Source organism: Terrimonas pollutisoli (assembly GCF_029360765.1).
GTDB classification, from domain to species: domain Bacteria; phylum Bacteroidota; class Bacteroidia; order Chitinophagales; family Chitinophagaceae; genus Terrimonas_B; species Terrimonas_B pollutisoli.
Map to the genome: position 1 here is coordinate 26,884 of NZ_JARKNA010000011.1, position 23,747 is coordinate 50,630.

Below are 23,747 nucleotides of genomic sequence, written 5' to 3' on the forward strand. Positions count from 1 at the left end.
CTTAAAATGCGACAAATTAAGGGGGCATTTGCGAAGCCTGGATTTTTAGAAATGCCCTACATCACTTCTTCACCGTGTTGTGCCTGCCTGGCATATTACAATACTTGCGCATTTATTATCGCTTAATTATATTTAGTAAATTCGACCATGAAAGCCCGGGAAGTTATCGCTCCCGGCACATTGAACAGCATTTTTAAACAAGCTCAAATTGATAAGAGATGAGAAAGTACCTTGTGGTTTACGAAAAAACAAAAACTGGATATTCGGCCTATGTGCCGGATCTTCCTGGCGTTATTGCTACAGGCAAAACAAAAGCTCTCGTTGAAAAGAATATTTTTGATGCCATTCAATTTCATCTTGAAGGCTTAAAAGAAGAAAATATTAGGATACCAAAAGCCACGGCGGAGAGTGAAATGATGGTGTTTACAGTTTAAGAGACTATAAAACCGGCCACCTTTTCAATGACCGGTTTCAGTATAAAAAAAGATCAAACCAATTCTTCTTTCGCCGTCTTACTATATTCATCAATTAACCGGCGTTGAATATCAAATGGCACCGGTTCATATGCATCAAAGCGCATTTTGAATTTGGCTCTTCCCTGCGTAATAGAACGTAATGAGGAAGAATAACCTTCCATTTCCGCCAGCGGTACTCTTGCTATTACTTTTTGAAAATGTCCTTCGCTATCGATGCCTTCCACTATGGCACGGCGGCTTTGCAAATCTCCCATAACAGCGCCGGTAAGATCATCGGGGCATAATACTTCCACCCGGTAGATGGGCTCCAGCACCTGTGGATCGGCCTGTTGAAATGCATGACGGAATGCCTGCAAGCCTGCAATTTTAAAAGAGATATCATTGCTGTCAACAGGGTGCATTTTGCCATCATATACACTAACACGGATGTCACGGGCATAAGAACCCGTCAATGGACCATTCTGCATCTTCTCCATCACTCCTTTTAAAATCGAGGGTAAAAATCTTGCATCAATCGCACCACCCACAATACAATTGTAGAAAACTAATTTACCTCCCCAATCCAGGTCATACGTATCCCGGCCTCTTACAGTCAGGTCTTTTGGTTCGGGCATACCCTCATGCCAGGGCTCAATGCGCAAAAATACTTCACCAAACTGACCGGCCCCGCCACTTTGCTTTTTATGGCGATAGCTGGCATCGGCCATTTTACGAATCGTTTCCCTGTAAGCGATCCTTGGTTTTACAAACTTCACTTCCAGCTTGTGATTATGTTCGATCTTCCACTTTGCAACTGCCAGGTGCATATCACCCTGGCAATGGATTAGTGTTTGTTTTAACTCAGGTGAAACTTCTACCAACAAAGTAGGATCCTCTTCCCGCAGCTGGTGCATGGCTTGTGACAACTTTTCCTCTTCACCTTTCTTCAGTGTCTCAATAGCCACCGTCATATTTGGCGGAGGAAATTCAATAGGAGGCAATTCATAGTTCCTGCTTCTCGAATGCAGGGTATTGTTAACATGTGTATTTTTTAGTTTTAAAGTAGCGCCAATATCGCCAGCCACCAGTTCATTCACATTGGTCCGCTTATTCCCTTCTACTAAAAACAACTGGGTTATTTTTTCTGTCACCCCGGTTGATTCATTTTCCAGCTCCATCCCTGTTTTAATCGTGCCTGAATACACTTTGAAAAAAGACAGCTCTCCCACATGCGGCTCAGAAACAGTTTTGTAAATGAATAGGCAGGGAGGCCCGCTGGCGTCACAAGCCAGCTTCTCTCCTTTCTTTGTTGTTTGCGGTGGCATTTCATTGGCGCTGGGGCAAACATTGTCGATAAAGCCCATCAGGCGACCGCTACCCATATTCCTTTCCGCCGATAAACAGAACAAAGGAAAGATATCATGACTGATCATGGCTTTCTTCAGTCCCATTTTCATTTCATCTTCATCCAATTCGCCTTTATCAAAATACTTTTCCATCAATGTTTCATCATTGCTGGCTATGGCTTCAATCAGTTCTTTATGTAATTCATCAGCCTTTGCTTTTTCTTCGTCAGGTATAGACAATTTTTCAGGTTTGCCTCCTGCATCTTTAAATTTATACATCGTCATCCGCAACACATCGATGATTTCATGAAAGCCGGATCCTGATTGCCGCGGGTATTGCACTACTACTACTTTGTTGCCAAAATGTGCTTTTGCTTCCCTGACGGTTTTGTCAAAGTCGGCATCGTCATCATCGAGTTTATTGACGGCGAAAATCATCGGCGTCTTAAACTTCTCGGTGTATTCCCAGATGATATCGGTGCCTACTTCAACTCCCATCACGGCATTTAAAAGCATCACGCCGGTATCGGCAACACGTAATGCAGAAATAACTTCTCCTACAAAATCATCATAGCCGGGAGTATCGAGGATATTGATCTTATAACCCCTCCATTTGGTATGAAGGAGCTTGCTAAAAATAGAATTACCACGTTCCTGTTCAAGTTCGTGGTAATCTCCTGTAGTATTTTTATCGTTTATATTTCCCCGGCGGGTTATGAGCTCAGCTTCGTACAACATGCACTCCGCTAAGCTCGTCTTCCCGGAGCCGGCATGGCCCAGCAAGACAATATTTTTTACATGTGAGGTATCAAACTCTGGCATGGCGAAAATGTTTTAAAGATGAATCCGAATGTTTACCTGTTCAATTATTATACTTGTTATACGTGTTCACAAGTTCCATTTCGAATCGGTATGCTAAAACAGTATCGTCAACAGATCTTTTCCATGCGTGAGGCTGGTCACAAGCATAAGCAAACTTGTGAATTATTGAACTTGCAAACTTTAGAACTTTTCTTACGACGTTCGGTTGAGAAAATCGTCAAACTCGTCGCGAAGATCCTGCAAAGTGAGCTCGAGGCTTTGATACTGGTCTAATAAATTTTCATGCTCCGCCATTGTTTCTCCATTCAATTTTCCATTGTTGACGTTCATCTCATAATTCATCTTTTGTTCATGTGTTTTTATGGCATGTTTAAGATCGTGAATGTTGATAAGCTGAATGTGAAATTGGTTGTGGAGATGTTCGACGTCCTGGAGTTGATCTTTGGAGAGTGTTCGGCTGGCGGCATCCTGGAGTTTTGATTTGTTTTTTGAAAATTCGTCGCGGTATTGACGAAGTTTTTCTCTCCAGGCGTTACACTCTCCTGTGAGCTGTGAAGTTTCTACCTGAACCATGGGATTTTAAATTTAAAAGTGAATAAATATGGCGTTACTCAATTCTTTCCCCGGGGTGCTGGATGGTATATGTAAATTAAAACTCTTTTTTGGTTTGAGCCAGCAATTTTTTTACCCAACATGCCATTGATCACCGGTTACCGATTGCCGGCCGGCCGCAACCAGTAACAATATATATTTGCAGTCCTGTATGATCTCTCAAAACACTATACAACAGATTCTCAGCAGAATAGACATCCTTGATGTGGTGGGAGAATTTGTAAAATTGAAGAAACGCGGAGCCAGCTACCTCGGGCTTTGTCCATTTCACAATGAAAAAACTCCTTCGTTTACCGTATCGCCCAGCAAAGAAATTTACAAATGCTTTGGATGTGGCAAAAGCGGCAATTCGATCAGCTTCATCATGGAGCATGAAAAGTATAGCTATGTAGACGCACTGAAATGGCTGGCAAAAAAATATGATATCGAAATTGAAGAGACTTTTGCCACAGACGAACAGCGCCAACAACAGCAGTCTGCCGAAAGCCTTTTTATTATCAACAATTTTGCCCAACAGTTTTTTTCCAAAACGCTGTTTGAAACGGACGAAGGCCAGGATATCGGGTTAAGCTACTTGAAAGAAAGAGGTTTTAGAGAAGAGATCATTCGCAAATTTCAATTGGGCTATTCGCCTGAACGACGGGATGCTTTTGCGAGAGAAGCGATTTCCAAACAGTTCAATACAGACTTATTATTAAAAACCGGCCTGGTTGTTTTACGCAATGAACAATTGGCTGACAATTATCGCGGCCGGGTTATTTTCCCGATCCATAATCATAGCGGTAAGGTTTTAGGATTTGGCGCCAGGATCTTAAAAAGCAATGATAAAGCTCCCAAATACATTAATACTCCCGAAAATGAGATTTATGTAAAAAGTAAGATTTTATATGGTTCTTACCAGGCAAGGCAAGCTATCGACAAAACCGATGAATGTTTGTTGGTGGAAGGATATACGGATGTTATATCACTGCACCAGGCAGGTATTGAAAATGTTGTCGCCTCCGGTGGTACAGCTTTAACACCCGACCAGCTTCGTTTAGTAAAAAAATACACCAATAATCTCACCATTGTTTATGACGGCGATGCTGCCGGTGTAAAAGCAGCCCTGCGGGGGTTGGATCTTGCATTGGAAGAAGGGCTGAATGTAAAACTGGTATTGATTCCCGATAAAGAAGACCCTGACAGTTATGTAAACAAAGTGGGAGCTTCTGCCTTTGCACAATTTGTGCAGCGCAACAAAAAAGATTTTGTCCTCTTCCAACTGGAAGTTGCGTTGAAAGATGCGGGTAATGACTCAGTAAAAAAAGCTGAGGTGGTCAGCAAAATGGCAGAGACCATAGCCCGAATTAATAAAGCAGAAGATTTTACCAAGCAACAAGATTACATAAAACAATGCGCAGAAATCTTAAAGATTGATGAGGCAGGTTTGCATTCACTCGTCAATAGATTCATCCGCGACCGTATCGCCACCCAGGAAAGAAAATTACCCTTCGAAGAGGCAAAAAAACATGAAGAGAATGCCAGGCAAGCTGAACAAACCAATTATGACGACGCTACTTTCAATTTGCTGTTCAAAGATGAATTGCAGGAAAGAGAACTCGCCAGGATTCTATTAGAATATGGCATCAAAAAATGGAACGACACAACGCTTGTGGCCGAATACATCTTTGATGAAATGATGGATGAAAGCCTGATTGATAACAAAGATGTGTTGATATTGCTGGCGACTTTTAAGGACCTGCTGCAAAAAGGAGTGACAGAACCAAACAAAAGCTATTTTGTTTATCACCCCGATACGAAGCTCAGCACTTTCGCTGTCTCGTTGCTCAATTTTCCTTATGAAGAAAGTGAACGCTGGCGGTCCGAATTCAGCCAGGACAGTGGCTTTCAAAAACAATTGTTTGAACAGAGCTATGAAGACTTTATGCGCACCATAGCCAAAGGCAATGACAAGCAGCTAATGGGATTTCTAAAAATAGACGAGGACAAAACCAATGAAGAAGTAGAGTCTGTGGTTAATTATCTAAAGCTCAGAAAAGTAAAACGTATGTTGCTCGAAAACCAGCTTGACCTCGAAAAACCTCACACTGCAGAAGAGTATGAAATGCTTCATCAAACCCATATTCATTTAAAGGGAATGGAGATCGATCTTACAAAGAAATTAGGGACGGTGATACTTAAGTAAGTAGCACCACCCTGGTTAAACGAAAATTGCCTCAACGATCAACGTTCTCCTTTATACTTTTTACACAAATGATATAAGATATAAACGAAACTATTCTTATAACTAAGTAGTTAAATAAAAGCGAGCCGCTAAGATTAGCGACCCGCCTTGCGTTCAGCGTTACTGATCGCAACTTATTATTTAGGCTGTAGCGCAATTTCACCCACATCTGTCACCAGGCTGTCTGCTATTACAACTACATCTTTTTTCCTGGTGCTCGCATATGGCTCCTGGGCCTGAATGATTACTGAATAGGTACCGGGCTTTACATCTTTAATTTCAAATGCACCATTCTTCACTTCCGCATTTAGCGTATCCGTTGGCGACATGGCCCATGCCCGGATCGCTTTATCGGCCGGCGTCACCGTTCCTTTTATCGAATTGCTTTGCAATACATCAAAAGAAAAAAGTGCTCCAGATGAAACTGCCAATGCTACTACTGCTAATTTTAGTTTTTTCATACATGTCCTTTTTTACAGTGTTATTAACCAGGTTAATGAATAAATGTTTTTGAAAAAGATCATTTGCCAATTAAGCAAATGCATCAAAAAGCAAGTTGTTAAACAATGACTGTGCCATATCATTACACTGTTAATTTTTTTACAACGAATGACATCATTTGGACTTAGCATTCTTAATGCTATTTTAGCTAGCAAAGTCGCAGCATTTAAGTGACACCATAGTTTTCAAAAACTTACGCTTTAAGAATACTGGTCAGCTATTTTTTTGTAGTTTAATTTTAGTTAATAACCGCAGCAATAACATGGAAAAGCTTTTAACACATATCAAAAACTATTACGAGTTGAGTGCGGAAGCACAAAATGTACTATACGATTGTTTTGAAGAAGTGGTGTCAGGTAAAAATGAATTTTTAGTAACGGAAGGAAAGGTCTGTCGTCATTTATATTTTGTGCAGCAAGGTGCATTACGAGGTTATTATACACTGGATGGAAAAGAAATAACGCATTGGTTTGGTTTTGAAAAAGATTTTGTCACCTCTTTTCACAGTTTCATTACGCAGGAACCTGCGGTAGAAAATATTCAATTGTTGGAGGGCAGTATTTTATGGAGCATTTCCAAAGACACCCTGACAAATCTTTTTAACCGCTACCATGAAATTGAACGACTGGTAAGAATTGCTTACGAAAAATATTATATCCGGTTAGAAGAAAGATTTGTGAATGCTCATTTTAAAAGCGCCACTGAACGATACGAAAACCTGCTGCAGCAAACCCCGCATATTTTAGAAAGAGTGCCCCTGGGATATATCGCCTCTTATCTTGGTATCAGCCAGGAAACATTGAGCCGGATACGCAGCCGGATTTAACATTCACCGAACCGGTTTTTGATTTTTGTCAAAAGAAATTCCCAACGAGGACAATAGATTCGTTGACTTAAACAACCATCATGGAACAAAAACAAAACCAACAACCGTCAGCCGCTTTTGTGGCTGCCTCCTGGCTGGCATTATTTATTGGCGTTATTGCTTTTTTGATCGGTCTCTGGAATGCCGAAATGGAACTCAACGAAAAAGGTTATTATTTCACCGTATTGATGTTTGGCCTGTTTTCAGCTATTTCCGTTCAGAAAGCCGTAAGAGATCAGATGGAAGGAATCCCGGTTACCAACCTATACTATGGCATCGCCTGGTTTACAACTCTCCTTTCGATCGTGTTATTAACAATCGGTCTCTGGAACGCCGATATAGCCAAAAGTGAAAAGGGATTTTATGCCATGGCTTTTGTTCTCAGCTTGTTTGCAGCTATCGCAGTACAAAAAAATACCAGGGACCTGAAAGCACGACAAAATAGTGAATCATAAAACTGTAGACAAGGTATAATAACAACATGCAGTGATGCGGACGATCCGCATCACTTTTTTATTGGCAAGTTTTGTTAAGCGGGTTAACTTTAAAACAGCGCACATTGATTCAATAAATAATTCCTGTATGAAGCCCCTGCACCGACGTCAATTTATCCGAAACACTTCCGCAACATTAGCCCTTGCTGCAATCGGCCGTTACGGACTGGATATTTTTAATCCGGCGCCGCCGCGGCGTGTAGCGCTGATCGGCACTGGCTGGTATGGTAAAAGTGACTTGTTTCGCCTGATGCAGGTAGCTCCAGTAGATGTTGTAGCGCTGTGTGATGTTGATAAAACCCTGTTGACCGAAGCTGCGCAAATGGTAACCCAGCGACAAGCCGCGAAAAAAAAACCTGCTTTGTATGGTGACTACCGGCAATTGTTATTCGAACAAAAGCCCGACATTGTATTGATCGGCACACCCGATCACTGGCATGCAGTGCAAACCATTGATGCGCTGAAAGCGGGTGCACATGTGTATGTGCAAAAACCCATCAGCGTAGACGTGATGGAAGGCGAAGCTATGCTGGCAGCAGCCCGCAAATACAACCGGGTGATACAAGTGGGTATGCAGCGAAGAAGCACCCCTCACCTGTTCGAAGCCAAAAAGAAAATTGTTGACGCCGGTTTACTTGGAAAAATTTCCCATGCCGAAATATGCTGTTACTATCATATGCGCAACAACGGCAACCCACCTGTGCAGTCAGTACCCGATTTTTTTGATTATGAAATGTGGACCGGTCCGGCACCACTTCGCCCTTTTGACGGATTACCACATACCCGGTGGTGGCGCACCTTTATGGAATATGGAAATGGCATCATGGGTGATATGTGTGTTCACATGCTGGATGCGGTACGCTGGATGCTTGACCTGGGCTGGCCCAAACAAATCAGTTCAACCGGCGGCATATATGTTGATAAAACCGGTAAAAGCAATATTGCTGATACGCAAACCGCCATTTTTGAATTCGATGACCTGAATTGTGTCTGGCAACACCGCAGTTGGGGCACTCCTGCTGATCCTGAATATCCGTGGGCATTTAAGATATATGGCGAAAAAGGCACGCTGATGGGTAGTACGATGAAATACGATTTCGTTCCCATAGGCGATGGACAAAAAATACATGGCGACGTCATGTATGAAAAAGAAAAATATCCGGCAGACCTGCAGGAGCCAAAAATAGAATTGAATGCCGCACCAGCTACCCGGTTACACATGTTGAATTTTTTGGAAGCCATTGATAAAAAAATAAAACCGGTAGCGGATATCGAACAGGGACATATTTCAACAGCCAGTTGTATTCTCGCAAATATTTCAATGCAATTGGGTGGCAGAGGATTGAGATATGATCCGGTAAAAAAAGAAGTCATCGGCGATACAGAAGCGACCAAACTTTTGCAAAGAGAATACAGGGCGCCCTGGGTTCATCCTGTGCACGGGAATGTGTAGCCTGAACCGGGATTTTGGGGATTGTTGGGAAAATAAAAATGGAACACAACGTTCACAAAGAATACACGAAGCACACAATGTATTAAAAACGGAATCTGACCACGTTGTGTCCGGTGTGATTTCTTCATATTACCCTTTGCTCCTCACTTATTGCTTTCTTATTTCAACAATAAATGCTCTTGCCGGGTTAGCAACAAAAAGAAGTTGTATTTCCTCTTGTGTAAATCCATTTTCCAATAATGCAGGGATCAGTTTGTCAGCAATAGTATTGTAATCATTATAAGTTCCACCGCCTGGCTCACCCACATGGTACCAACCTGAGTCGTGCGATAAAAGAACATGTTGAAGCAGGTGTTGCTCTTTCATATCTTTTAAGAAATCTACACACTGTGAAATAGCTCCCGGATTTACTCCATCATAAGAGATCCAGCCTCCCGCTTTGGCTGCACGAATATGTATTTTCCGGTCACTTTCATTTTGTGCATGTATCCAAATCCATGCGTCTGCTCTAACCCTTTTTGAATTAATAATCTTCAATTCTTCTATAGCCGCCTCACCATTGCCACTGTGCACACCGATTGTTAAACCAGTTGCCAAATGAGTGATCGCAGCAGCTTCAATCATTTTTACCTGCACGTCAGACAAAGGATATTTATCTACTCCGCATTTTATAAACCCGGGTTTGATGCCTTGCTCTATCCCATTATCCCATTCATTGATCCACCTCGCCGCTATTTGTTGCGCTGTTTCAGTCCACGCATGAGCCGGCAAATATTTTTCGCCAGCAGCACCATAGTATCCGGTATTGGTAAGAATATACATGCCGCTTGCATCGGCCAATCGTTTTAATAATTTCACATCACGCCCAATATAAGCCGGGGTGCATTCCATGATCGTTTGGAACCCCCTTTGTTTTAATTCCAAAAGGTTTGGCAAGGCCGCCTGGAAAACTTCTTCTGCATTATAACGGGAAGGATCAATTTTGCCGGCGCCGATAAAATCAACTAAAACATGTTCATGTGTCAATGAAAACCCTGGCTGCTCCGTCGTTATCCAGCCATTTACCGTCATTAATCTTTTCTTGTCCTCCAACAAATTATCCGAAAAAAATAAAGGACCGGCAGCAAGACCCGCTGTTTGAGTAATAAATTTTCTGCGATTGATGATCATAGCAATTGATTATTCAAATTTGGCCTGATCGTTACAAAAAAGTATTTACTTCCATTTAGCCGCTATTGGCCGTACATATAAGCAGAATGAATTCATCGTTACTAAAATTACAGTAATTGTCAAGGCCATTGTTAAGGCCCTGCATTATTCCCTGCCGGGTAAATATGAAGGGCACTTCGGATAGCGAGCAAGCGATCTGCAAACTCTTTGTTTAGATTTCTTGAAACAGGGATTCTTTCTTCGGTGCCGTTTAATTTTAACTTATACCCTTGAGCATTTCCCTCCACCTGTTCTATTTTATCAAGATTAACAATAAAAGCCCGGTGACAACGAAACATCCCAGCATTGTCTCCAAGTAGTTCTTCAACTTTTTTCATCGTGGTGCGCAGAATGGTAAACGAGAGTTTTTGCTGGTGCTCAAAATAGATTTTTACATAATTGCTGGCCGACTCGATATAAACCAGCCGGCTTTCTTCAATCGTTAGTTTTTCCTTCTCGTTATCACTGGTTATGGTGATGGCTGAATTCACCAAAGTATTGATAGCAGGCGGCTCTTTTTTCTTTTCGTCCAGTTTTTGCTGTAGCAAAGCAGCTTCCTGCTTAAACCTGTGCAGCCACCGGTTTTGCCGGAAGAGCGTATAGATAATAATAGGAAACACGCCGATGGAAAAAGTAAAGGCCTGCGCTTTAAAGAAATTGGACCAACCCGTATTCATGTTAAACAACAACGGAAACAAGAGGTAATTGACAGTACCTACGAGTAACACGACGAATGCAACATTCATCATTTGCTTTCCCAGCGTCCATTTCTCTTCAGCAAAAATGCCCGGGAAAATAATTTCGATAAGGTAGTTGGTTACGAATATGCAAAGGAACGTGACCAGCCCAAGAATTAAACTGCTTGTAATAATTTTTACCAGGGGCAATTCACCCATATCAAACGGACGAAAGATCAAGAGAAATACAAAAATAAAAATCCCAAACCCGGCGGCGGTGAGTAACCGGCTTTTAAAATCGCTGGCATGTGGAAATGGCTGGTTAAAGAAATGCATAGAATGATTGTACAAAAATATTGAGCCCGGCCGAACTAATATTTTTAATTATCAGCCGGGCCAACACCTATTTATTTAGTGACTGTGATAGTTTTTCCGCTTGCGCCTGTCCCCACACCGGAGCCATGTCATCGGCAGGCTTGAATTGTTTAAACCGGGTTAATGCTTCGGTGATAGCCGGCCTGGCCGCATCTGCACCCCCACCCAACGCACCGGGTGTAAATAGTTTTGTTCTTGCTTCGATAAGATAGGGTCGTGGATTAGCAGGGTCTTGCTCCCGTGATCTTTTCAATAATTCTGTTGATTGCACACTATAGTCTTTCCATCTCGCCATAGGATCAGCCAGGATCCTGGTATTGACGATCATCGCCTGCAGGGCTAAAATTTCGGAATTGTCGGGGCTAAGTACAATCGCTTTTTCCAGCAGCGCTTCTGCTTTTGCAGCCAGCGGATCTATTTTATCTTTCTCTTTTACACCCATTGCCATGATCGCATGACAGAGGGATGCATAATAAAACGGTTGCCAAAAAGTTTTTGCTGTTTCAGCTGCCCGTTCAAAATTATTGGCAAGCACGGCATAGGTAGCCGGATGTGCTGCTGTATCTAACCGGAGCAGGTTTTCTTTCATAACTGCCGCAAATTTTGTGATGCCTGTCGCCGAATTAGTTTGCGCCCAACTGCCTTGATAAAATACCGCCATGATGATTATGAATGTTACTTTTTTCATTGTTTGTATATTTTAAGTTGATTAATAGAATTGCTAATTGTCGATCACCTGTTTTCTCCTGTCATTACCCATGCTCAGGTAAATGCCAAAAAAGAAAAACCGTTTTGCCATAGGTGTAATGGCTTGCCCTGGGTATAGTCCCTCGATGTTTTGATCTTTTGCAAAATGATAACCAAAGACCTGCTTGCTACCCAAAATATTATTGGCGTTGAATATCAATACGGCATTGGCTTTACCAATCATAGTCAGGTAGTTCAATTGCAAGCCAACGTTGTGGTAGCCGGTTGTCCTTTCCGACATAAACTGATCTGGCGATAAGTTGGGATTGGCATAAGGCCTGCCGGAAGCATAGGTATAAGTCAGCGAAAAATTGGTGGCAATTTTTTCAACAAATTGTTTGATCACAACATTGAGGGTATGTTTGGCAGCAAAAGACGGCTGTACTTTTTTCGGGTAATCAATAAATTTTCTTTTGGTGTCGAGAAATGAATAGGCGATCCAGTAATCAAGATGACGAAGGGATTTTTTATCTCTCCAGAATAATTCAATTCCCCGGGCATAGCCGTTTCCTTTGTTGGCAATAATTGAAGGTTGATCGGGAGAAAAGTTTACCAGCTGTTGATATTTTTTATAAAAGATTTCTGTTCTTATGGTTTGTCCATCTTTGATCTGCTGATAATTGAACAGGTAATGGGTTGCTTTTGCGAAGGCAAGCTCTTTGTTGCGAAAAAGATAATTGGTTTCCGGTTTCTGGTAATACATGCCATAAGCCAATGAAAACTGTCCTCCCGTTTTTATCTTACAAGCAAAAGACAAACGGGGTGATAATTTACCCGTCACCATCAATGAACTGTATTCATACCGAATACCCTGCCTTGCCACAAGCCTGGCACTGATATAAATATCAGACTCAGCGAACAAAGCTGTATAATGATCAATCCTTGTTATAAATGGAATGCTGTCAGCAGCATGAATCTTATCTACAAGGTGTTGTTGCTCTATTCCAAAATTGAGCTTATGTAAGCCGGTAAAATTTTTGGTCAATACAGCCCTTGCCTGCGAATGATAATTGTTGATGCGCGGTAAAAATTTTCCCGTCATTGAATCTGCCGCCTTGGTGAATAGATTGATCACATCTTTGTTTGCCGTAAATGCCACACCGGTTTGAAGTCGCCAGTTTCTTTTTAGAATGCCATTATAGGTGAGCAGGGTAAACAGGTGCCGGTTGGTTAGCTGGAAGAAATCTTTCAACCCGTTCCCTCCTATCGAAGGCTTGTTGAAAGCAATGCTGTTATAGTTGCCATATCCATAATACTTCCATATTCCCTGTTTTGTTTGCAGCCGGCCAAACAATTCACCATTGATGACCTCGGGCTCGTGGGTGTAGTGTAGTTTTTGTTTTACAATACTGAAGTAAGGCTTTAAATTATTATAGTTAATGGTTACACCGGCACTGGCATTCCTGGCTTTGTTCAATTGTTGCCGGGTAACGCTGAGCTGCGGAGATGAGATGATCATATTGGTTTCAGACCTCGTCGGCAGGTCATGCGTTTCCAGTGTCAGTACAGCAGACAGACCTTGTCCATATTGGGCAGAATAACCACCACTGCTGAAATGAGTGCCTTTAAACAGTAAGGGTGAAAACCGGCCCCGTTGGGCAATATCCGGTACGCCACTGAAAAATGGGTTGGGCACCATCAGCCCATCAATAAAAACTTTTGTTTCAGCGCCGGTGCCCCCTCTCACAAACAGTCCCTCCTGCTCGCCTACTTGCTGTGCGCCGGGCAATGTCTTTAATGCAGCAACGATATCAGCTTGTTGTCCGGCTGTTGTTACAATATCAAGCGGCTTTAGCACAGTATTTCTCTTCTTATCGCTTGCTTCAAATACGCCGGCAGAAATAGTCACGGCAGTCAGTTCAGTGGTTTCTTCCTGTAATGTGGCGCTAACAATCACTGGCTTCGATCCTAAAACGACCGGCTTTTCAATTCGTTTGTAGCCTAACAGAGTAATGACAAGGGTAAACCGCCCCGTATCAGCAACGGAAAAAGAGTAATATCCATCATGCCCCGAGGTAGCACCATAATAAGTGCCGTCAATGCTGGCGCTGGCGCCTGCCATTGGCACTTTGTTTTTACCGGTGATGATGCCGCTTACCGTTAGCTGACCGGAAACCCGGGTGCAAAAACAGGTGATGCTGATTAAAATAAACAATTTGACTAGCACGATTTTTTTCTCAAAACTATCGTGGCAGTGAGGCGCTTACAAGTTTATGGGTTGTAATGAAGGAATGCGGGACGGAATGCAACACCGGGGATGAACAGAAGCTGCCAGGTATGATTGGTTTACTCCATATTCATTCACATTCTATCCGGTTGCCAAACCGGATGATATGGCCATCCGGATCTTTGATCAGCATTTCCCGCATATTCCATTCTTTGCTTTCCGGTAGTGCTATGATGTTGGCGCCTTTGTCCTTTATACTTTCATAATATTCATCTACGCTGTCCAACACAATACAAAGCCAGGTGCCTGGATGACCCTGGTCTTTTTCACAGAAAAATATTTCTACATCATCTTTCACCACTCCGCCAAAAGTCGGTGGACAGTCCCACTCCCATTTGTCGTCGAAACCCAATTTCTCAGTATAATAAGCAAGGCTTCTTTTGATGTCGGTTGAATAAAGAATGGTGATAGATTTTTCCAGCTTCATAACAACTTTTTTGTTGGAGAAATTTACTGCTTTTAAATCAGAGATGAATTTTCACTTTCAGATCAGCGTCGCCAGGATTTGAAATTGCGCGGAAAAAAATAGTTGTCGCAAAATGCCCTTCAAAAGTCGTTTGACCCACCCTCGCCCATTTGAAACTATTGACAACTTTGTATCACCAATCAATCACAACTTCTAAAAAATAAAAAAATGCGAATACTGAAATTACAAATGCAAATGACGATTGACGGATTTGTTGCCGGCCCGCAGGGTCAATTGGACTGGATGTCTTTTAACTGGAATGACGACCTGGTAGCTTTCGTCAATGAATTTACAGACAGCGGTGATACTATTTTAATGGGTCGCAAGATGACTGACGGATTTATTAACTACTGGGAAAATGTAGTCAATAATCAACCGGAGAGTCCTGAGTTCGAATTTGCCAAAAAAATGGTTGACCTGCCAAAAATTGTATTCAGTAAAACACAGTTGACAATTGCCGGGAAAAATGTAGCGGTCGAAAACGGGGACCTTGTTACTGCAGTCAATGTATTGAAGGCTAAACCCGGTAAAGATATTATTGTATACGGTGGGGCCGGCTTTGTTTCGTCATTAATTGATCATAACCTGATTGACGAATTGTATTTATATACCAATCCTATTGCCATCGGCGACGGGATGCGCATTTTCAACAAAAGGCACCCCCTGCAACTGGCAGCTTCAACCGCTTATAAAAACGGAATTGTTGTGAATAAATATGTCCCTGCTGGTCAATAAACATTAAACTATAAAACAGGATTATCTTAAAGTGGATTGCTGTGAAAAAAATAATGATAGTTTTGCCCGCAATCTATTTGTTATGCGTACCATTTGTTTAAGCATATTCATTTCCCTTTCGGATCCCGCATTTTGCCAATCCCATTTTGTTGATTCGTTATATGTAACCACTTCCGATTCCATTAAACTATTTGTGAAGCGTTCGGGCAACGGCTTTCCAGTTTTGTTTATACACGGCGGTCCGGGCTCCAATTCATTTTATTTCGAAAAAGAAGGCGGCGATATTTTTTCAAAAGATGTTCAGCTGGTATATCTCGACCAGCGGGGTTGCGGCAGATCGGATACAGCCAAAGACAATAACTACTCACTGGAGAGAGTTGTCAAAGACTTTGATGAGGTAAGAGAAAAATTGGGTTATAAACAATGGATAGTAATGGCGCATTCTTTTGGCGGCATACTAGCTACCGAATATTGTCATCAGTATCAGCCTACGATCAAAGCCATGATTTACCTGAACTGTACGATCAACTTAACGGCTACTGCCAAAGACGGAATCAGGAAAGGAGTTGAATTGCTGGGAAATAATCCACAGGATAAAAAACATTTTTTCAATGATTCCATCCCGCTTTTTCAACGCTGGGGTGAAATATTTGGCCGGCTTCAGCAAAAAGGAATTGTTTACAAACTCATGTTTGACAGGAAGGCAAGCAAGGAATACGATGATAGCCTGATGGCTCTCCCATTTTTAAAATATGTATATGCGCAAAGGGTATGGAGCTATCCCGAATATTTTTCCGATTTCGCGGCAAAAACTGAGAAAATTTCTGTTCCTGTTCTGATCATTAGTGGCACAAGAGACTATACTATTGGCGTCAATCATTATAAGCTCATGAAATTTCCCGCCAGTCACATTAAACTTGTGGAAGGCGGTCATGCCTTATATCTTGAGCATAATAAAGAACTCTACAAATCCGTAGCGCCGTTTCTTAAAAAATTCAGGCAGTAAGGAATTTGCCCGGTAGCAAAAAACTGACCTTATTGCTTTACCAGGACAAGTTTATTTAATTCATCTGTAATAAAATCAATTTCGTCCTTCGACAATTTCACCTGCAATGCTTTGGCGTTTTGAATGGCTTGTTCGGCGTTTCTTGCACCGACCAGTGCAATGGTGATGCCCGGTTGTTCTACCGTCCAACGGACCACTAATTGCGAAAGAGAAGCATTATACTTATCAGCCAATGATTTAATTGCCTGTAAAAAGTCGTTGGTGCGTTGAATGTTTTCAGGTTTGAAAAAATAAAGGTCCGCCCGGTGATCACCCTGCGAAAACTGATGACCTGGTTTTAATTTTCCTGTAAGCAATCCTCTTTCCAGCGGACTATAAGCAAGGATAGAAATATTGTTGTCAATACACCAGGGAACAACGGTTTGCCCGATATCTCTCTTCACCATGCTATAAGGCACTTGGTTTGAAACAATGGAAATATGCTGCTGTGCCTCTTTCAATAAGTCAACGCTGTAATTGCACACTGCCGCATGACGAATCTTTCCCTGTTGTTGCAATTTTTCGACAGCTTCCATTGTTTCGGAAACCGGGGTAGTGCTGTCGGACCAGTGTATTTGATAGAGGTCGATATAGTCAGTACCCAACCTGCGTAAACTGTTTTCACATTCCAGGATGACACTTTCTTTGCCGGCATACCGGTAGATGTCAATATCAATACCCTCATTGTTTTTGCTTTTGAAATAAAATTCGCCTTTGCGCAAATCCCATCGCAGCCCATATTTCGTCAATAGCTGCACCTTATCTCTTGGAATATTTTTTATTGCTTCACCTACTATCTCTTCACTGGCTCCTTGTCCATAAATTGGTGCCGTATCGATGGAGGTAACGCCGAGATCATAAGAAGCCTGTATCGCAGTAATGGCTTCCTTTCTTTCTGTTCCGCCCCACATCCAGCCGCCTGCTGCCCATGCACCAAAAGTTACCACTGACAATTCAAGATCTGATGTACCGATTTTTCTATATTCCATGATTAACTTTTATTTCAAACTAAAGTGCAAAAAAATTAGCGAAAGATTGCCCACATGCAGTGCAATGTTAGCGATAAATTTATTTCCGAAAAAGAGAATGGCGACACTGCGACTGGCATAACAATTATTAACAGCCCTTAAAATCAAAACGGCTTCGAATAGAGAAAACGCATCCGCTATTTTTTTAATCATTTGTTATTATAAAAATAAAAGCTCTTCCTAAATTTATATACCCATGCTGAAACAAGTACGAAAAGGAAGATGGTTGCGAAGGACATTGCGTGTCCTGGTAATACTGATCGGTATGATCATTATTGCCTGCCTCATTTTTGATCACTATGTCCAGTTTCGCCGTTCAGACGAAGAATTGAATAAAATATTTACCGAACAAAACATTGATGCAACAATACATTATTATACATCAAAGGGGCGCAGGTTGCGCTATGTAGCTGCGGGGAATGACACTCTCCCCACCTTGCTTTTTCTGCACGGTTCACCGGGTTCTATCAGTTACTACAGCCGGCGGTATAAAGACAGCGCCTTGCACGGACGTTTCAGGATGTATGCGGTAGATCGTCCCGGCTATGGTTATTCCGGTTTGGGTAATCCCGAGCCGTCAATTGAGAAACAAGTGGAAATGATTCGCCCTATATTGGATAGTCTTAATCATGCGCACCACCCCATCTTAGTGGTGGGGAGTTCATATGGCGCATCTATCGCTTGTCGCCTCGCAATGGATCACCCGGAGTTGGTGGATGGTTTGGTCCTGACAGGCCCTGCAATTGGACCAGGCCGCGAAACTTATTTTAGCATCACACCCTATATTGAGCACTGGTCACTGCGCTGGTTTATTCCCCGCATTTTCCGTTCTGCCAATACGGAGAAAGTATACCACAAACAAGAGTTGGAAAAAATGCTGCCACTATGGAAAAATATCCGGGTTCCGGTCTATTACCTGCAAGGCGCCAGGGACGATATTGTTGACACCTCCAATGCAGGGTTTGCCAGGCAACAATTGATAAATGTGCCTTCACTGGAAATAAAATTTTTAAATGGCAGAAAACATTTGCTGGCGCAGTATGAATGGCCAGCCATCAGGCAGGGCATCCTCGATACTTATGAAAAAGCTGCTAGAAAATAAGCAGAGAGTTATAGGAACTCATTTTACTATATCAGATTTTCTCTTTTACCAAAGTGAGAGATTTGACAGTTTCAGTTATCATGTTTGTGGCCGGAATTTCTGTTGATCGGGCTGCAAATTTTTCTTCATACATGCCGATTCTTTTCATCAGCGGATGGTAATGTGTTTCCGATAAAAGGGCTGTCACCATAGAGATCAATCACCTTTTCTTCCAATTTTTTTATTCCCGCCCAGGCCCTTTTATTTTCTTCCGGTGTATTTCCGCCGATGGCCACGATCTCATCTATTTTCTTGTTGATATCCCATCGCTGCCAGATATACTTTAACCCTATCACTGATTTAAAAACAGGGAAGAATAAGGTCAGAGCTGACAATAAGAAAACAATGATGCAACCGGAACATCTTTGAAACGATTTATTTTCCGGTCGACAGGAAGTGTTAGAAGAAAAGATAATAAGCGCAGATTACCTGCTGTTAGTATAAATGGCAAGAATAAATTGTAGTTGACAATCTTACTGCATTAATTCAAAAACTTCTCCCGGTATTCATTCGGACTTAATCCGACTTCCTTTTTAAACAACCGGGAAAAATATGGCGGGTTTTCAAAGCCAAGCCGGTAAGCTGTTTCGGCGATAGTGTTATCCGAGCCAACTAATAAATTTTTGGCTTCATTGACAAGAAAAATATGAATATGCTCAAGAGCAGTTTTGCCTGTTTCCTGTTTTAATAGATCACTCAGGTAGCGTGATGAAATATTTAATTGCAAAGCCATTTGCTTGACGGTGGGCAATCCATTTTCATTCAACAAGCCTTTCTCCGCATAATTCCGCAGTACAGTATTGAATTTTGTTACCAGGGTTCCCGATAGTTCGGTTCGGTTAATGAATTGCCGTTTATAAAAACGCTGGGCATATTTCAAAATGGAATCCAGGTGACCAAGAATAATTCCTTTACTGTATTCATCCTGGTTATTATAATACTCCGTCTCCATTTTATAAAATAGTTCCCAGATGATCTGCTCTTCCCGCGGCGTCAGGTGCAATGCCTCGTTCACTTCATAATCGAAGTAGCCATATTTTTTTATTTCATTATACAAAGGATGACCCATCAAAAAATCTTCGTGAACGTAAATGATGAATCCATTTTCTTCTAATTCAAGATTACGCATGCCAACGAACTGGCCGGGCTTCATAAACGACATGGTGCCACGGTCATGATCATACTTTGTTTTGCCATACAACATGGTTCCGGACTTGAATTTTTTGAACCCGATCATATAAAAATCGCTGCTGTGTTCGATGCCGGGGTTGGTACAGGTGCCGTTACATTTTATTAAACTGATCAGCGGATGTTCCGGCGGCGGAAACCCATGCTCATTGTGTAGATCACTTAAATTCTTTACATGTTTCATTGCTATCAGTTGAAAGCAAAATATACAAGGCGACACTTTGTATATTTTGCTTTTGAATAAATCATTTTAACCGTGTGCTTTCACAGCTACTTCATTCCAGCTTTCCCATTCTGCTAATCTTTCCGTATAAACCTGTTTTACCCATGGAAATGCTACTTTTCCAAGAAACAACCGCATCGGCGGGTTGGGCGAGTCAACCAGTTTAAGAATTGCTTCCGTTGTAGCTTCAGGCTTTCCAAAACTATCTTCAGTCAAACCTTGCTGGAAAGCCTCCTTCACCCTGCTGTAAGCTTCGATCGGTTGCGCATGGGCTGCGGATGTTCCAGCCCAGTCCGTTGCGAAACCATTGGGCTCAACCAATGTAATATTGATACCAAAATCTTTTACCTCGGCCGCCAGTGTTTCACTTAACCCTTCCACGGCAAACTTGGAAGCATTGTAAATACCCAATGTTGGTAAAGTGGCAATCCCCAGCACACTCGATACCTGTATGATATGGCCATGTCTTTGCTGCCGCATAATGGGCAATGCCGCTTGCGTCACCCACAGCAAACCAAATACATTGGCTTCAACCTGGCTCCTGGCTTCTTGTTCAGTCGTTTCTTCAATTGTACCGAATAATCCATAGCCGGCATTGTTTATAACAACATCCAGCCTGCCAAAATGTTCATGAGCTTTTTTTACTACGGCAAAGGATTGTGACCGGTCTGTAACATCGAGTTTTAACGGAAGTACGGCATCACCGTATTTTTTAACTAACTCTTCTAAAGCTTTTGTATTTCTTGCGGTGGCGATGACGTTGTCACCCCGTTGTAAAAATGCTTCCGCCCATATTCTTCCAAATCCGCGGGAAGCTCCGGTAATTAAAATTGTTTGTGCCATTTTTCTTTTGTTTTATAGCACAAAGTTGATTTGATCAAGGCAGCCGGTTGTTATACAAAAGTCGGGAATGGTGATACATTTTGACGTTGCCCGTCAAATCGGGTAACTTGTATTTCAATTGCCGCCTCCTGCCGTCTGGCAAAATTCTTGCGGCTTAAATCAAAAACCACTTGCCATGTCACAGCGAATTTTCATCACCAAATTCAACTACAACTTGCCCGCGAACGAGTTCAGAAGTTTGCTTTCATCGGTAGCTGATGAGTTTGCTAAAGTGCCGGGATGTCAGTGGAAAATCTGGCTGATCGACGAAGCAAAAAATGAAGGCGGCGCCGTTTATCTTTTCAACAGTAAAGAAGCACTGGAACAATTTAAAGCAAGCCCGCTGGTTGCTTCTGTTCTCTCCCATCCTGCCTTATTTAATTTTGATTTTAGGGAAACTGACATTGTAAAGGAACCCAGTGAAATCACCAGGGCGCCGTTAATGGAAATGGCTGTTGCCTGATGATTTGTACAGGTTATTGAAATTATAATCCCGGCAATTCAACCGGGATTATAATTCTTTTGCCAGCCATGAGTTGAAACGCTGATAGAACTTCCATCATCGTCGGGTAACTTTTTCCCCTAAAGATTTCGTATTGCTATCATCATAATTGACGGTAACAAAATTCTTTCTTCTCAGGTTGATGAATTGATTAAACTATTGCAACGATTAAGAGGAAAAGAATAACCGCCAGCACAGCTCCTTTGATTACATATTGCATGGTTATTTATTTTAGTCCCATAAAGAAACGAATACAGAAAGCCGAAGCAAATAACCTCAGTGATGAATTGCTAAATCGGACGGATGAAATGTATAGGAAATGAAACAATGAAAAAAACAGCATAGAATTTGTAACCTGTATTCCGTCACAATAAATATTCAAACAAATAATATGGGATTTGATCAATACCACGAGCCGCCGCAGGAGTTGCCGCAGCGGGTAAGAACTTTTGCCCGCATGATGCAATCACTAATAGAAGAAGCGGAAGCAATTGATTGGTACGAGCAACGTTTAGCGGTAGAAAAAGACAGGGAAGCTAAAAAAATCATGACGCAAACGCAACAGGAAGAGTTTATCCACTTTGCTATGGACCGGGAATTCCTGTTGCGGAAAAAAGAAAAATGGAGAACGATCATGAAAAATATTCTTTTCAAAGAAGGTGATATTGTAGAAAATGGTGAGAAGGCGGAGAAGAAGGTTGAATGATTATTTGATAGCGGCCACGGGCAATGAAAGGGTGACTCAAAAGTCGTCATTAACTGAGGCCATAAGAAGGATCTTCTTCACCAGAAAGAATATGGTTGTAAAGCCATTGCTTATTGGGTGGACGAGAAGCGGGAAACCAGGGGAGCGCTGAGAACTTTTCAACGCCCTATGCAACCTGCACAACGAACTCATTTGATCTCCACTCCGGTCAAGGTTATTTTCTTGTCAGGAGCTGCAAAGCTATCTTTCATGTCAACCGGAAATTTATCAGCATCAAAATGAAAGGTCATAATAAATGTATGGGGGCTATCGATATATCGCAACTGCATTTCCAGTACTGAGGAGCTTTTCCAATGGTAAGTGCCGGCTACCTGCGAAGGTGGCAAACCTTCAAAATGACCTTTTGCTGCTGCCACTAAGGAAGGCCCCAGCAGCCCGGTTGTACCTTCTATCCACTTTCCTTTTCCGAATTTCAGTAGATAAGCATTCTTTTCGGTTGTCAAACCAAGAGTGATTGCATGGTCCTTTTCAGTAAAATTGATTTGCTTAATCTTTTTAGGATTAGGCTCCATCGCAAATTTTTTACCGGAAATAACAGGAACTGCATAACTACTATCGGTCGCAACAGGAAGCGGCAATTTCAGCAGTGACAGTCGCTTTTTAAGAATGGCCGCATTCTTTTTATCCAGGACAGATTTATCTGCCCGCAAAGCTGGTAAGAGATATTTCCAAACAAGATCGAGCTGCCCCTGCATATCGTTCGTTTCAGAGGTAATGGCAATGACAGCATCTTCTTCGGGCAACACTAACATGTATTGACCGAATGCGCCATCGCCACGATAGGAGTTATGCCTGCTGCGCCAAAATTGATAGCAGTATCCCTGCATCCAGTCACTGGAGTCTTTCTTTGACTGTGTAGCACCCGGCGCATTATCGACTTTAAAACTTGTCGCCTCTTCTATCCAGGCCGCTGGTAAGATTTGTTTATTGTTCCATTTCCCTTTTTGCAGATACAATTGACCAAAGCGGGCAATATCTTCCGTCTTTACTCTTAATCCCCAGCCACCGGTGTTGACGCCCATCGGATCAGTTTCCCAATCCACACCTTGTATACCCAGTGGTCCAAACAAGCGGGGTTTCAGGTAGTCGATTATTTGTTGGCCTGTCAATTTTTGTACAATAGCTGAAAGCATATAAGTGGCTGCTGAATTATACAAAAAAACTGAACCGGGCTGGTAAAGTATCGGTGTTGCAAAAAAACCTTTGACCCAATCCGAGTCTTTAACAATCGGACCGGTTGGATCAGGGGCCTGACCTGCTGACATGGATAGCAGATCCTTCACCGTCAATGCAGCTAAGTAATCACTAACCTTTTCCGGTAGCTTATCAGGGAAAAAAGAAATCACCTTATCGTTTACCGTCAATAATTTTTCCTGCACGGCAAATCCAACAGCTGTAGATGTGAAACTTTTGCTGAGTGAATATAAAGTGTGCTTGAGTTCAGGACGATACGGGCTCCACCACCCTTCCGCAATCACGTTACCATGTCGCAAAATCATGAGGCTGTGCATCTCATGCTTGCTTTTATCTATGGCATCGAGAAAATCGATAATGCCTTTAGAGGAAACACCCTGTTCTTCGGGTGTGCTCCGGGGCAATGCAGTTGTTTGAGCGCTAAGTTGAATGGTCCATAGGACCAGTAATAGTAAGAATGGTGCAAAACGTAATCGTTGGTTCATTGCAAGGCTGGTTTAATAAAAGATCTATTAAATATAAATCTTTGTCAGGATACACGGCACCAGCACAAGGATGAAATATCTTAAA

Annotated in this window: 23 protein-coding genes; 10 read left to right on the forward strand and 13 right to left on the reverse strand. The window is 42.1% G+C overall.

Features of this window, described 5'->3' with window-relative positions; translation table 11 throughout:
* Positions 1 to 218 precede the first annotated feature (218 nt).
* Positions 219 to 434, forward strand: coding sequence for a type II toxin-antitoxin system HicB family antitoxin (locus P2W73_RS16740; RefSeq protein WP_276503229.1), 216 nt, complete (start codon positions 219 to 221; stop codon positions 432 to 434).
* A gap of 53 nt (positions 435 to 487) precedes the next feature.
* Here P2W73_RS16740 and fusA2 read toward each other — a convergent pair whose 3' ends face one another.
* Positions 488 to 2,623, reverse strand: a complete 2,136-nt coding sequence (gene fusA2, locus P2W73_RS16745) for an elongation factor G2 (RefSeq protein WP_276503230.1) — start codon at positions 2,621 to 2,623, stop codon at positions 488 to 490.
* Between the two features lie 192 nt (positions 2,624 to 2,815).
* Positions 2,816 to 3,196, reverse strand: coding sequence for a hypothetical protein (locus P2W73_RS16750; RefSeq protein WP_276503231.1), 381 nt, complete (start codon positions 3,194 to 3,196; stop codon positions 2,816 to 2,818).
* 190 nt (positions 3,197 to 3,386) lie between these two features.
* Between P2W73_RS16750 and dnaG the strand changes: the two genes are divergently transcribed.
* On the forward strand, positions 3,387 to 5,420 hold the full coding sequence (dnaG, locus tag P2W73_RS16755; protein ID WP_276503232.1) for a DNA primase: 2,034 nt from the start codon (positions 3,387 to 3,389) through the stop codon (positions 5,418 to 5,420).
* 176 nt (positions 5,421 to 5,596) lie between these two features.
* On the opposite strand, the gene P2W73_RS16760 is transcribed toward dnaG, so the two are convergent.
* Entirely contained in the window at positions 5,597 to 5,920 is a 324-nt protein-coding gene (locus P2W73_RS16760) for a carboxypeptidase regulatory-like domain-containing protein (protein WP_276503233.1), read from the reverse strand.
* 302 nt (positions 5,921 to 6,222) lie between these two features.
* On the opposite strand from P2W73_RS16760, the gene P2W73_RS16765 reads away from it, so the two are divergent.
* From P2W73_RS16765 to P2W73_RS16775, 3 genes are all read left to right on the forward strand, one after another.
* Positions 6,223 to 6,786: a Crp/Fnr family transcriptional regulator gene (locus tag P2W73_RS16765; protein ID WP_276503234.1), complete on the forward strand. Its 564-nt coding sequence runs from the start codon at positions 6,223 to 6,225 to the stop codon at positions 6,784 to 6,786.
* A gap of 80 nt (positions 6,787 to 6,866) precedes the next feature.
* A complete protein-coding gene (gene yiaA, locus P2W73_RS16770) occupies positions 6,867 to 7,280 on the forward strand; it encodes an inner membrane protein YiaA (RefSeq protein ID WP_276503235.1) in 414 nt (137 codons plus the stop codon).
* Positions 7,281 to 7,407: 127 nt separating this feature from the next.
* Positions 7,408 to 8,772 (forward strand): Gfo/Idh/MocA family protein, encoded by a 1,365-nt coding sequence (locus P2W73_RS16775; RefSeq protein WP_276503236.1) that lies wholly within the window; start codon positions 7,408 to 7,410, stop codon positions 8,770 to 8,772.
* Between the two features lie 147 nt (positions 8,773 to 8,919).
* On the opposite strand, the gene P2W73_RS16780 is transcribed toward P2W73_RS16775, so the two are convergent.
* From P2W73_RS16780 to P2W73_RS16800, 5 genes are all read right to left on the reverse strand, one after another.
* A complete protein-coding gene (locus P2W73_RS16780; protein ID WP_276503237.1) occupies positions 8,920 to 9,942 on the reverse strand; it encodes a phosphotriesterase family protein in 1,023 nt (340 codons plus the stop codon).
* A 131-nt stretch (positions 9,943 to 10,073) separates the two neighbouring features.
* Positions 10,074 to 10,994: a LytR/AlgR family response regulator transcription factor gene (locus P2W73_RS16785; protein ID WP_276503238.1), complete on the reverse strand. Its 921-nt coding sequence runs from the start codon at positions 10,992 to 10,994 to the stop codon at positions 10,074 to 10,076.
* A gap of 67 nt (positions 10,995 to 11,061) precedes the next feature.
* Complete coding sequence (locus P2W73_RS16790) at positions 11,062 to 11,721, reverse strand: hypothetical protein (protein WP_276503239.1); 660 nt, start codon at positions 11,719 to 11,721, stop codon at positions 11,062 to 11,064.
* A 33-nt stretch (positions 11,722 to 11,754) separates the two neighbouring features.
* On the reverse strand, positions 11,755 to 13,947 hold the full coding sequence (locus P2W73_RS16795) for a TonB-dependent receptor (protein ID WP_276503240.1): 2,193 nt from the start codon (positions 13,945 to 13,947) through the stop codon (positions 11,755 to 11,757).
* A 130-nt stretch (positions 13,948 to 14,077) separates the two neighbouring features.
* On the reverse strand, positions 14,078 to 14,434 hold the full coding sequence (locus P2W73_RS16800) for a glyoxalase superfamily protein (RefSeq protein ID WP_276503241.1): 357 nt from the start codon (positions 14,432 to 14,434) through the stop codon (positions 14,078 to 14,080).
* A gap of 207 nt (positions 14,435 to 14,641) precedes the next feature.
* On the opposite strand from P2W73_RS16800, the gene P2W73_RS16805 reads away from it, so the two are divergent.
* The gene (locus P2W73_RS16805) at positions 14,642 to 15,208 is read left to right on the forward strand and encodes a dihydrofolate reductase family protein (RefSeq protein ID WP_276503242.1); all 567 of its coding nucleotides are present in this window, start codon (positions 14,642 to 14,644) and stop codon (positions 15,206 to 15,208) included.
* An 82-nt stretch (positions 15,209 to 15,290) separates the two neighbouring features.
* Positions 15,291 to 16,214, forward strand: a complete 924-nt coding sequence (locus P2W73_RS16810; RefSeq protein ID WP_276503243.1) for an alpha/beta fold hydrolase — start codon at positions 15,291 to 15,293, stop codon at positions 16,212 to 16,214.
* A 29-nt stretch (positions 16,215 to 16,243) separates the two neighbouring features.
* Here P2W73_RS16810 and P2W73_RS16815 read toward each other — a convergent pair whose 3' ends face one another.
* Complete coding sequence (locus P2W73_RS16815; RefSeq protein ID WP_276503244.1) at positions 16,244 to 17,242, reverse strand: aldo/keto reductase; 999 nt, start codon at positions 17,240 to 17,242, stop codon at positions 16,244 to 16,246.
* A gap of 235 nt (positions 17,243 to 17,477) precedes the next feature.
* Here P2W73_RS16815 and P2W73_RS16820 point away from each other — a divergent pair, with 235 nt between their 5' ends.
* Entirely contained in the window at positions 17,478 to 18,383 is a 906-nt protein-coding gene (locus P2W73_RS16820; protein WP_276503245.1) for an alpha/beta fold hydrolase, read from the forward strand.
* A gap of 125 nt (positions 18,384 to 18,508) precedes the next feature.
* Here the strand turns inward: P2W73_RS16820 and P2W73_RS16825 are convergent, their stop codons facing one another.
* The 3 genes from P2W73_RS16825 to P2W73_RS16835 all read right to left on the reverse strand — a co-directional run bounded on the left by P2W73_RS16825 (position 18,509) and on the right by P2W73_RS16835 (position 20,676).
* On the reverse strand, positions 18,509 to 18,718 hold the full coding sequence (locus P2W73_RS16825) for a hypothetical protein (RefSeq protein WP_276503246.1): 210 nt from the start codon (positions 18,716 to 18,718) through the stop codon (positions 18,509 to 18,511).
* A gap of 185 nt (positions 18,719 to 18,903) precedes the next feature.
* A complete protein-coding gene (locus tag P2W73_RS16830; RefSeq protein WP_276503247.1) occupies positions 18,904 to 19,794 on the reverse strand; it encodes a helix-turn-helix domain-containing protein in 891 nt (296 codons plus the stop codon).
* A gap of 66 nt (positions 19,795 to 19,860) precedes the next feature.
* Complete coding sequence (locus P2W73_RS16835) at positions 19,861 to 20,676, reverse strand: SDR family oxidoreductase (RefSeq protein ID WP_276503248.1); 816 nt, start codon at positions 20,674 to 20,676, stop codon at positions 19,861 to 19,863.
* Positions 20,677 to 20,851: 175 nt separating this feature from the next.
* On the opposite strand from P2W73_RS16835, the gene P2W73_RS16840 reads away from it, so the two are divergent.
* Both P2W73_RS16840 and P2W73_RS16845 read left to right on the forward strand, forming a co-directional pair.
* Positions 20,852 to 21,178: a YdhR family protein gene (locus P2W73_RS16840; RefSeq protein WP_276503249.1), complete on the forward strand. Its 327-nt coding sequence runs from the start codon at positions 20,852 to 20,854 to the stop codon at positions 21,176 to 21,178.
* A 430-nt stretch (positions 21,179 to 21,608) separates the two neighbouring features.
* The gene (locus P2W73_RS16845) at positions 21,609 to 21,923 is read left to right on the forward strand and encodes a ferritin family protein (RefSeq protein WP_276503250.1); all 315 of its coding nucleotides are present in this window, start codon (positions 21,609 to 21,611) and stop codon (positions 21,921 to 21,923) included.
* Positions 21,924 to 22,111: 188 nt separating this feature from the next.
* Here P2W73_RS16845 and P2W73_RS16850 read toward each other — a convergent pair whose 3' ends face one another.
* The gene (locus P2W73_RS16850) at positions 22,112 to 23,662 is read right to left on the reverse strand and encodes a serine hydrolase domain-containing protein (RefSeq protein WP_276503251.1); all 1,551 of its coding nucleotides are present in this window, start codon (positions 23,660 to 23,662) and stop codon (positions 22,112 to 22,114) included.
* Between the last annotated feature and the right edge of the window lie 85 nt (positions 23,663 to 23,747).

Coding starts and splice junctions, on each gene's coding strand:
- P2W73_RS16740 (WP_276503229.1), top strand. CDS start 219: ATGAGAAAGTACCTTGTGGTTTACGAAAAAACAAAAACTGGATATTCG.
- fusA2 (WP_276503230.1), bottom strand. CDS start 2,623: ATGCCAGAGTTTGATACCTCACATGTAAAAAATATTGTCTTGCTGGGC.
- P2W73_RS16750 (WP_276503231.1), bottom strand. CDS start 3,196: ATGGTTCAGGTAGAAACTTCACAGCTCACAGGAGAGTGTAACGCCTGG.
- dnaG (WP_276503232.1), top strand. CDS start 3,387: ATGATCTCTCAAAACACTATACAACAGATTCTCAGCAGAATAGACATC.
- P2W73_RS16760 (WP_276503233.1), bottom strand. CDS start 5,920: ATGAAAAAACTAAAATTAGCAGTAGTAGCATTGGCAGTTTCATCTGGA.
- P2W73_RS16765 (WP_276503234.1), top strand. CDS start 6,223: ATGGAAAAGCTTTTAACACATATCAAAAACTATTACGAGTTGAGTGCG.
- yiaA (WP_276503235.1), top strand. CDS start 6,867: ATGGAACAAAAACAAAACCAACAACCGTCAGCCGCTTTTGTGGCTGCC.
- P2W73_RS16775 (WP_276503236.1), top strand. CDS start 7,408: ATGAAGCCCCTGCACCGACGTCAATTTATCCGAAACACTTCCGCAACA.
- P2W73_RS16780 (WP_276503237.1), bottom strand. CDS start 9,942: ATGATCATCAATCGCAGAAAATTTATTACTCAAACAGCGGGTCTTGCT.
- P2W73_RS16785 (WP_276503238.1), bottom strand. CDS start 10,994: ATGCATTTCTTTAACCAGCCATTTCCACATGCCAGCGATTTTAAAAGC.
- P2W73_RS16790 (WP_276503239.1), bottom strand. CDS start 11,721: ATGAAAAAAGTAACATTCATAATCATCATGGCGGTATTTTATCAAGGC.
- P2W73_RS16800 (WP_276503241.1), bottom strand. CDS start 14,434: ATGAAGCTGGAAAAATCTATCACCATTCTTTATTCAACCGACATCAAA.
- P2W73_RS16805 (WP_276503242.1), top strand. CDS start 14,642: ATGCGAATACTGAAATTACAAATGCAAATGACGATTGACGGATTTGTT.
- P2W73_RS16810 (WP_276503243.1), top strand. CDS start 15,291: ATGCGTACCATTTGTTTAAGCATATTCATTTCCCTTTCGGATCCCGCA.
- P2W73_RS16815 (WP_276503244.1), bottom strand. CDS start 17,242: ATGGAATATAGAAAAATCGGTACATCAGATCTTGAATTGTCAGTGGTA.
- P2W73_RS16820 (WP_276503245.1), top strand. CDS start 17,478: ATGCTGAAACAAGTACGAAAAGGAAGATGGTTGCGAAGGACATTGCGT.
- P2W73_RS16830 (WP_276503247.1), bottom strand. CDS start 19,794: ATGAAACATGTAAAGAATTTAAGTGATCTACACAATGAGCATGGGTTT.
- P2W73_RS16835 (WP_276503248.1), bottom strand. CDS start 20,676: ATGGCACAAACAATTTTAATTACCGGAGCTTCCCGCGGATTTGGAAGA.
- P2W73_RS16840 (WP_276503249.1), top strand. CDS start 20,852: ATGTCACAGCGAATTTTCATCACCAAATTCAACTACAACTTGCCCGCG.
- P2W73_RS16845 (WP_276503250.1), top strand. CDS start 21,609: ATGGGATTTGATCAATACCACGAGCCGCCGCAGGAGTTGCCGCAGCGG.
- P2W73_RS16850 (WP_276503251.1), bottom strand. CDS start 23,662: ATGAACCAACGATTACGTTTTGCACCATTCTTACTATTACTGGTCCTA.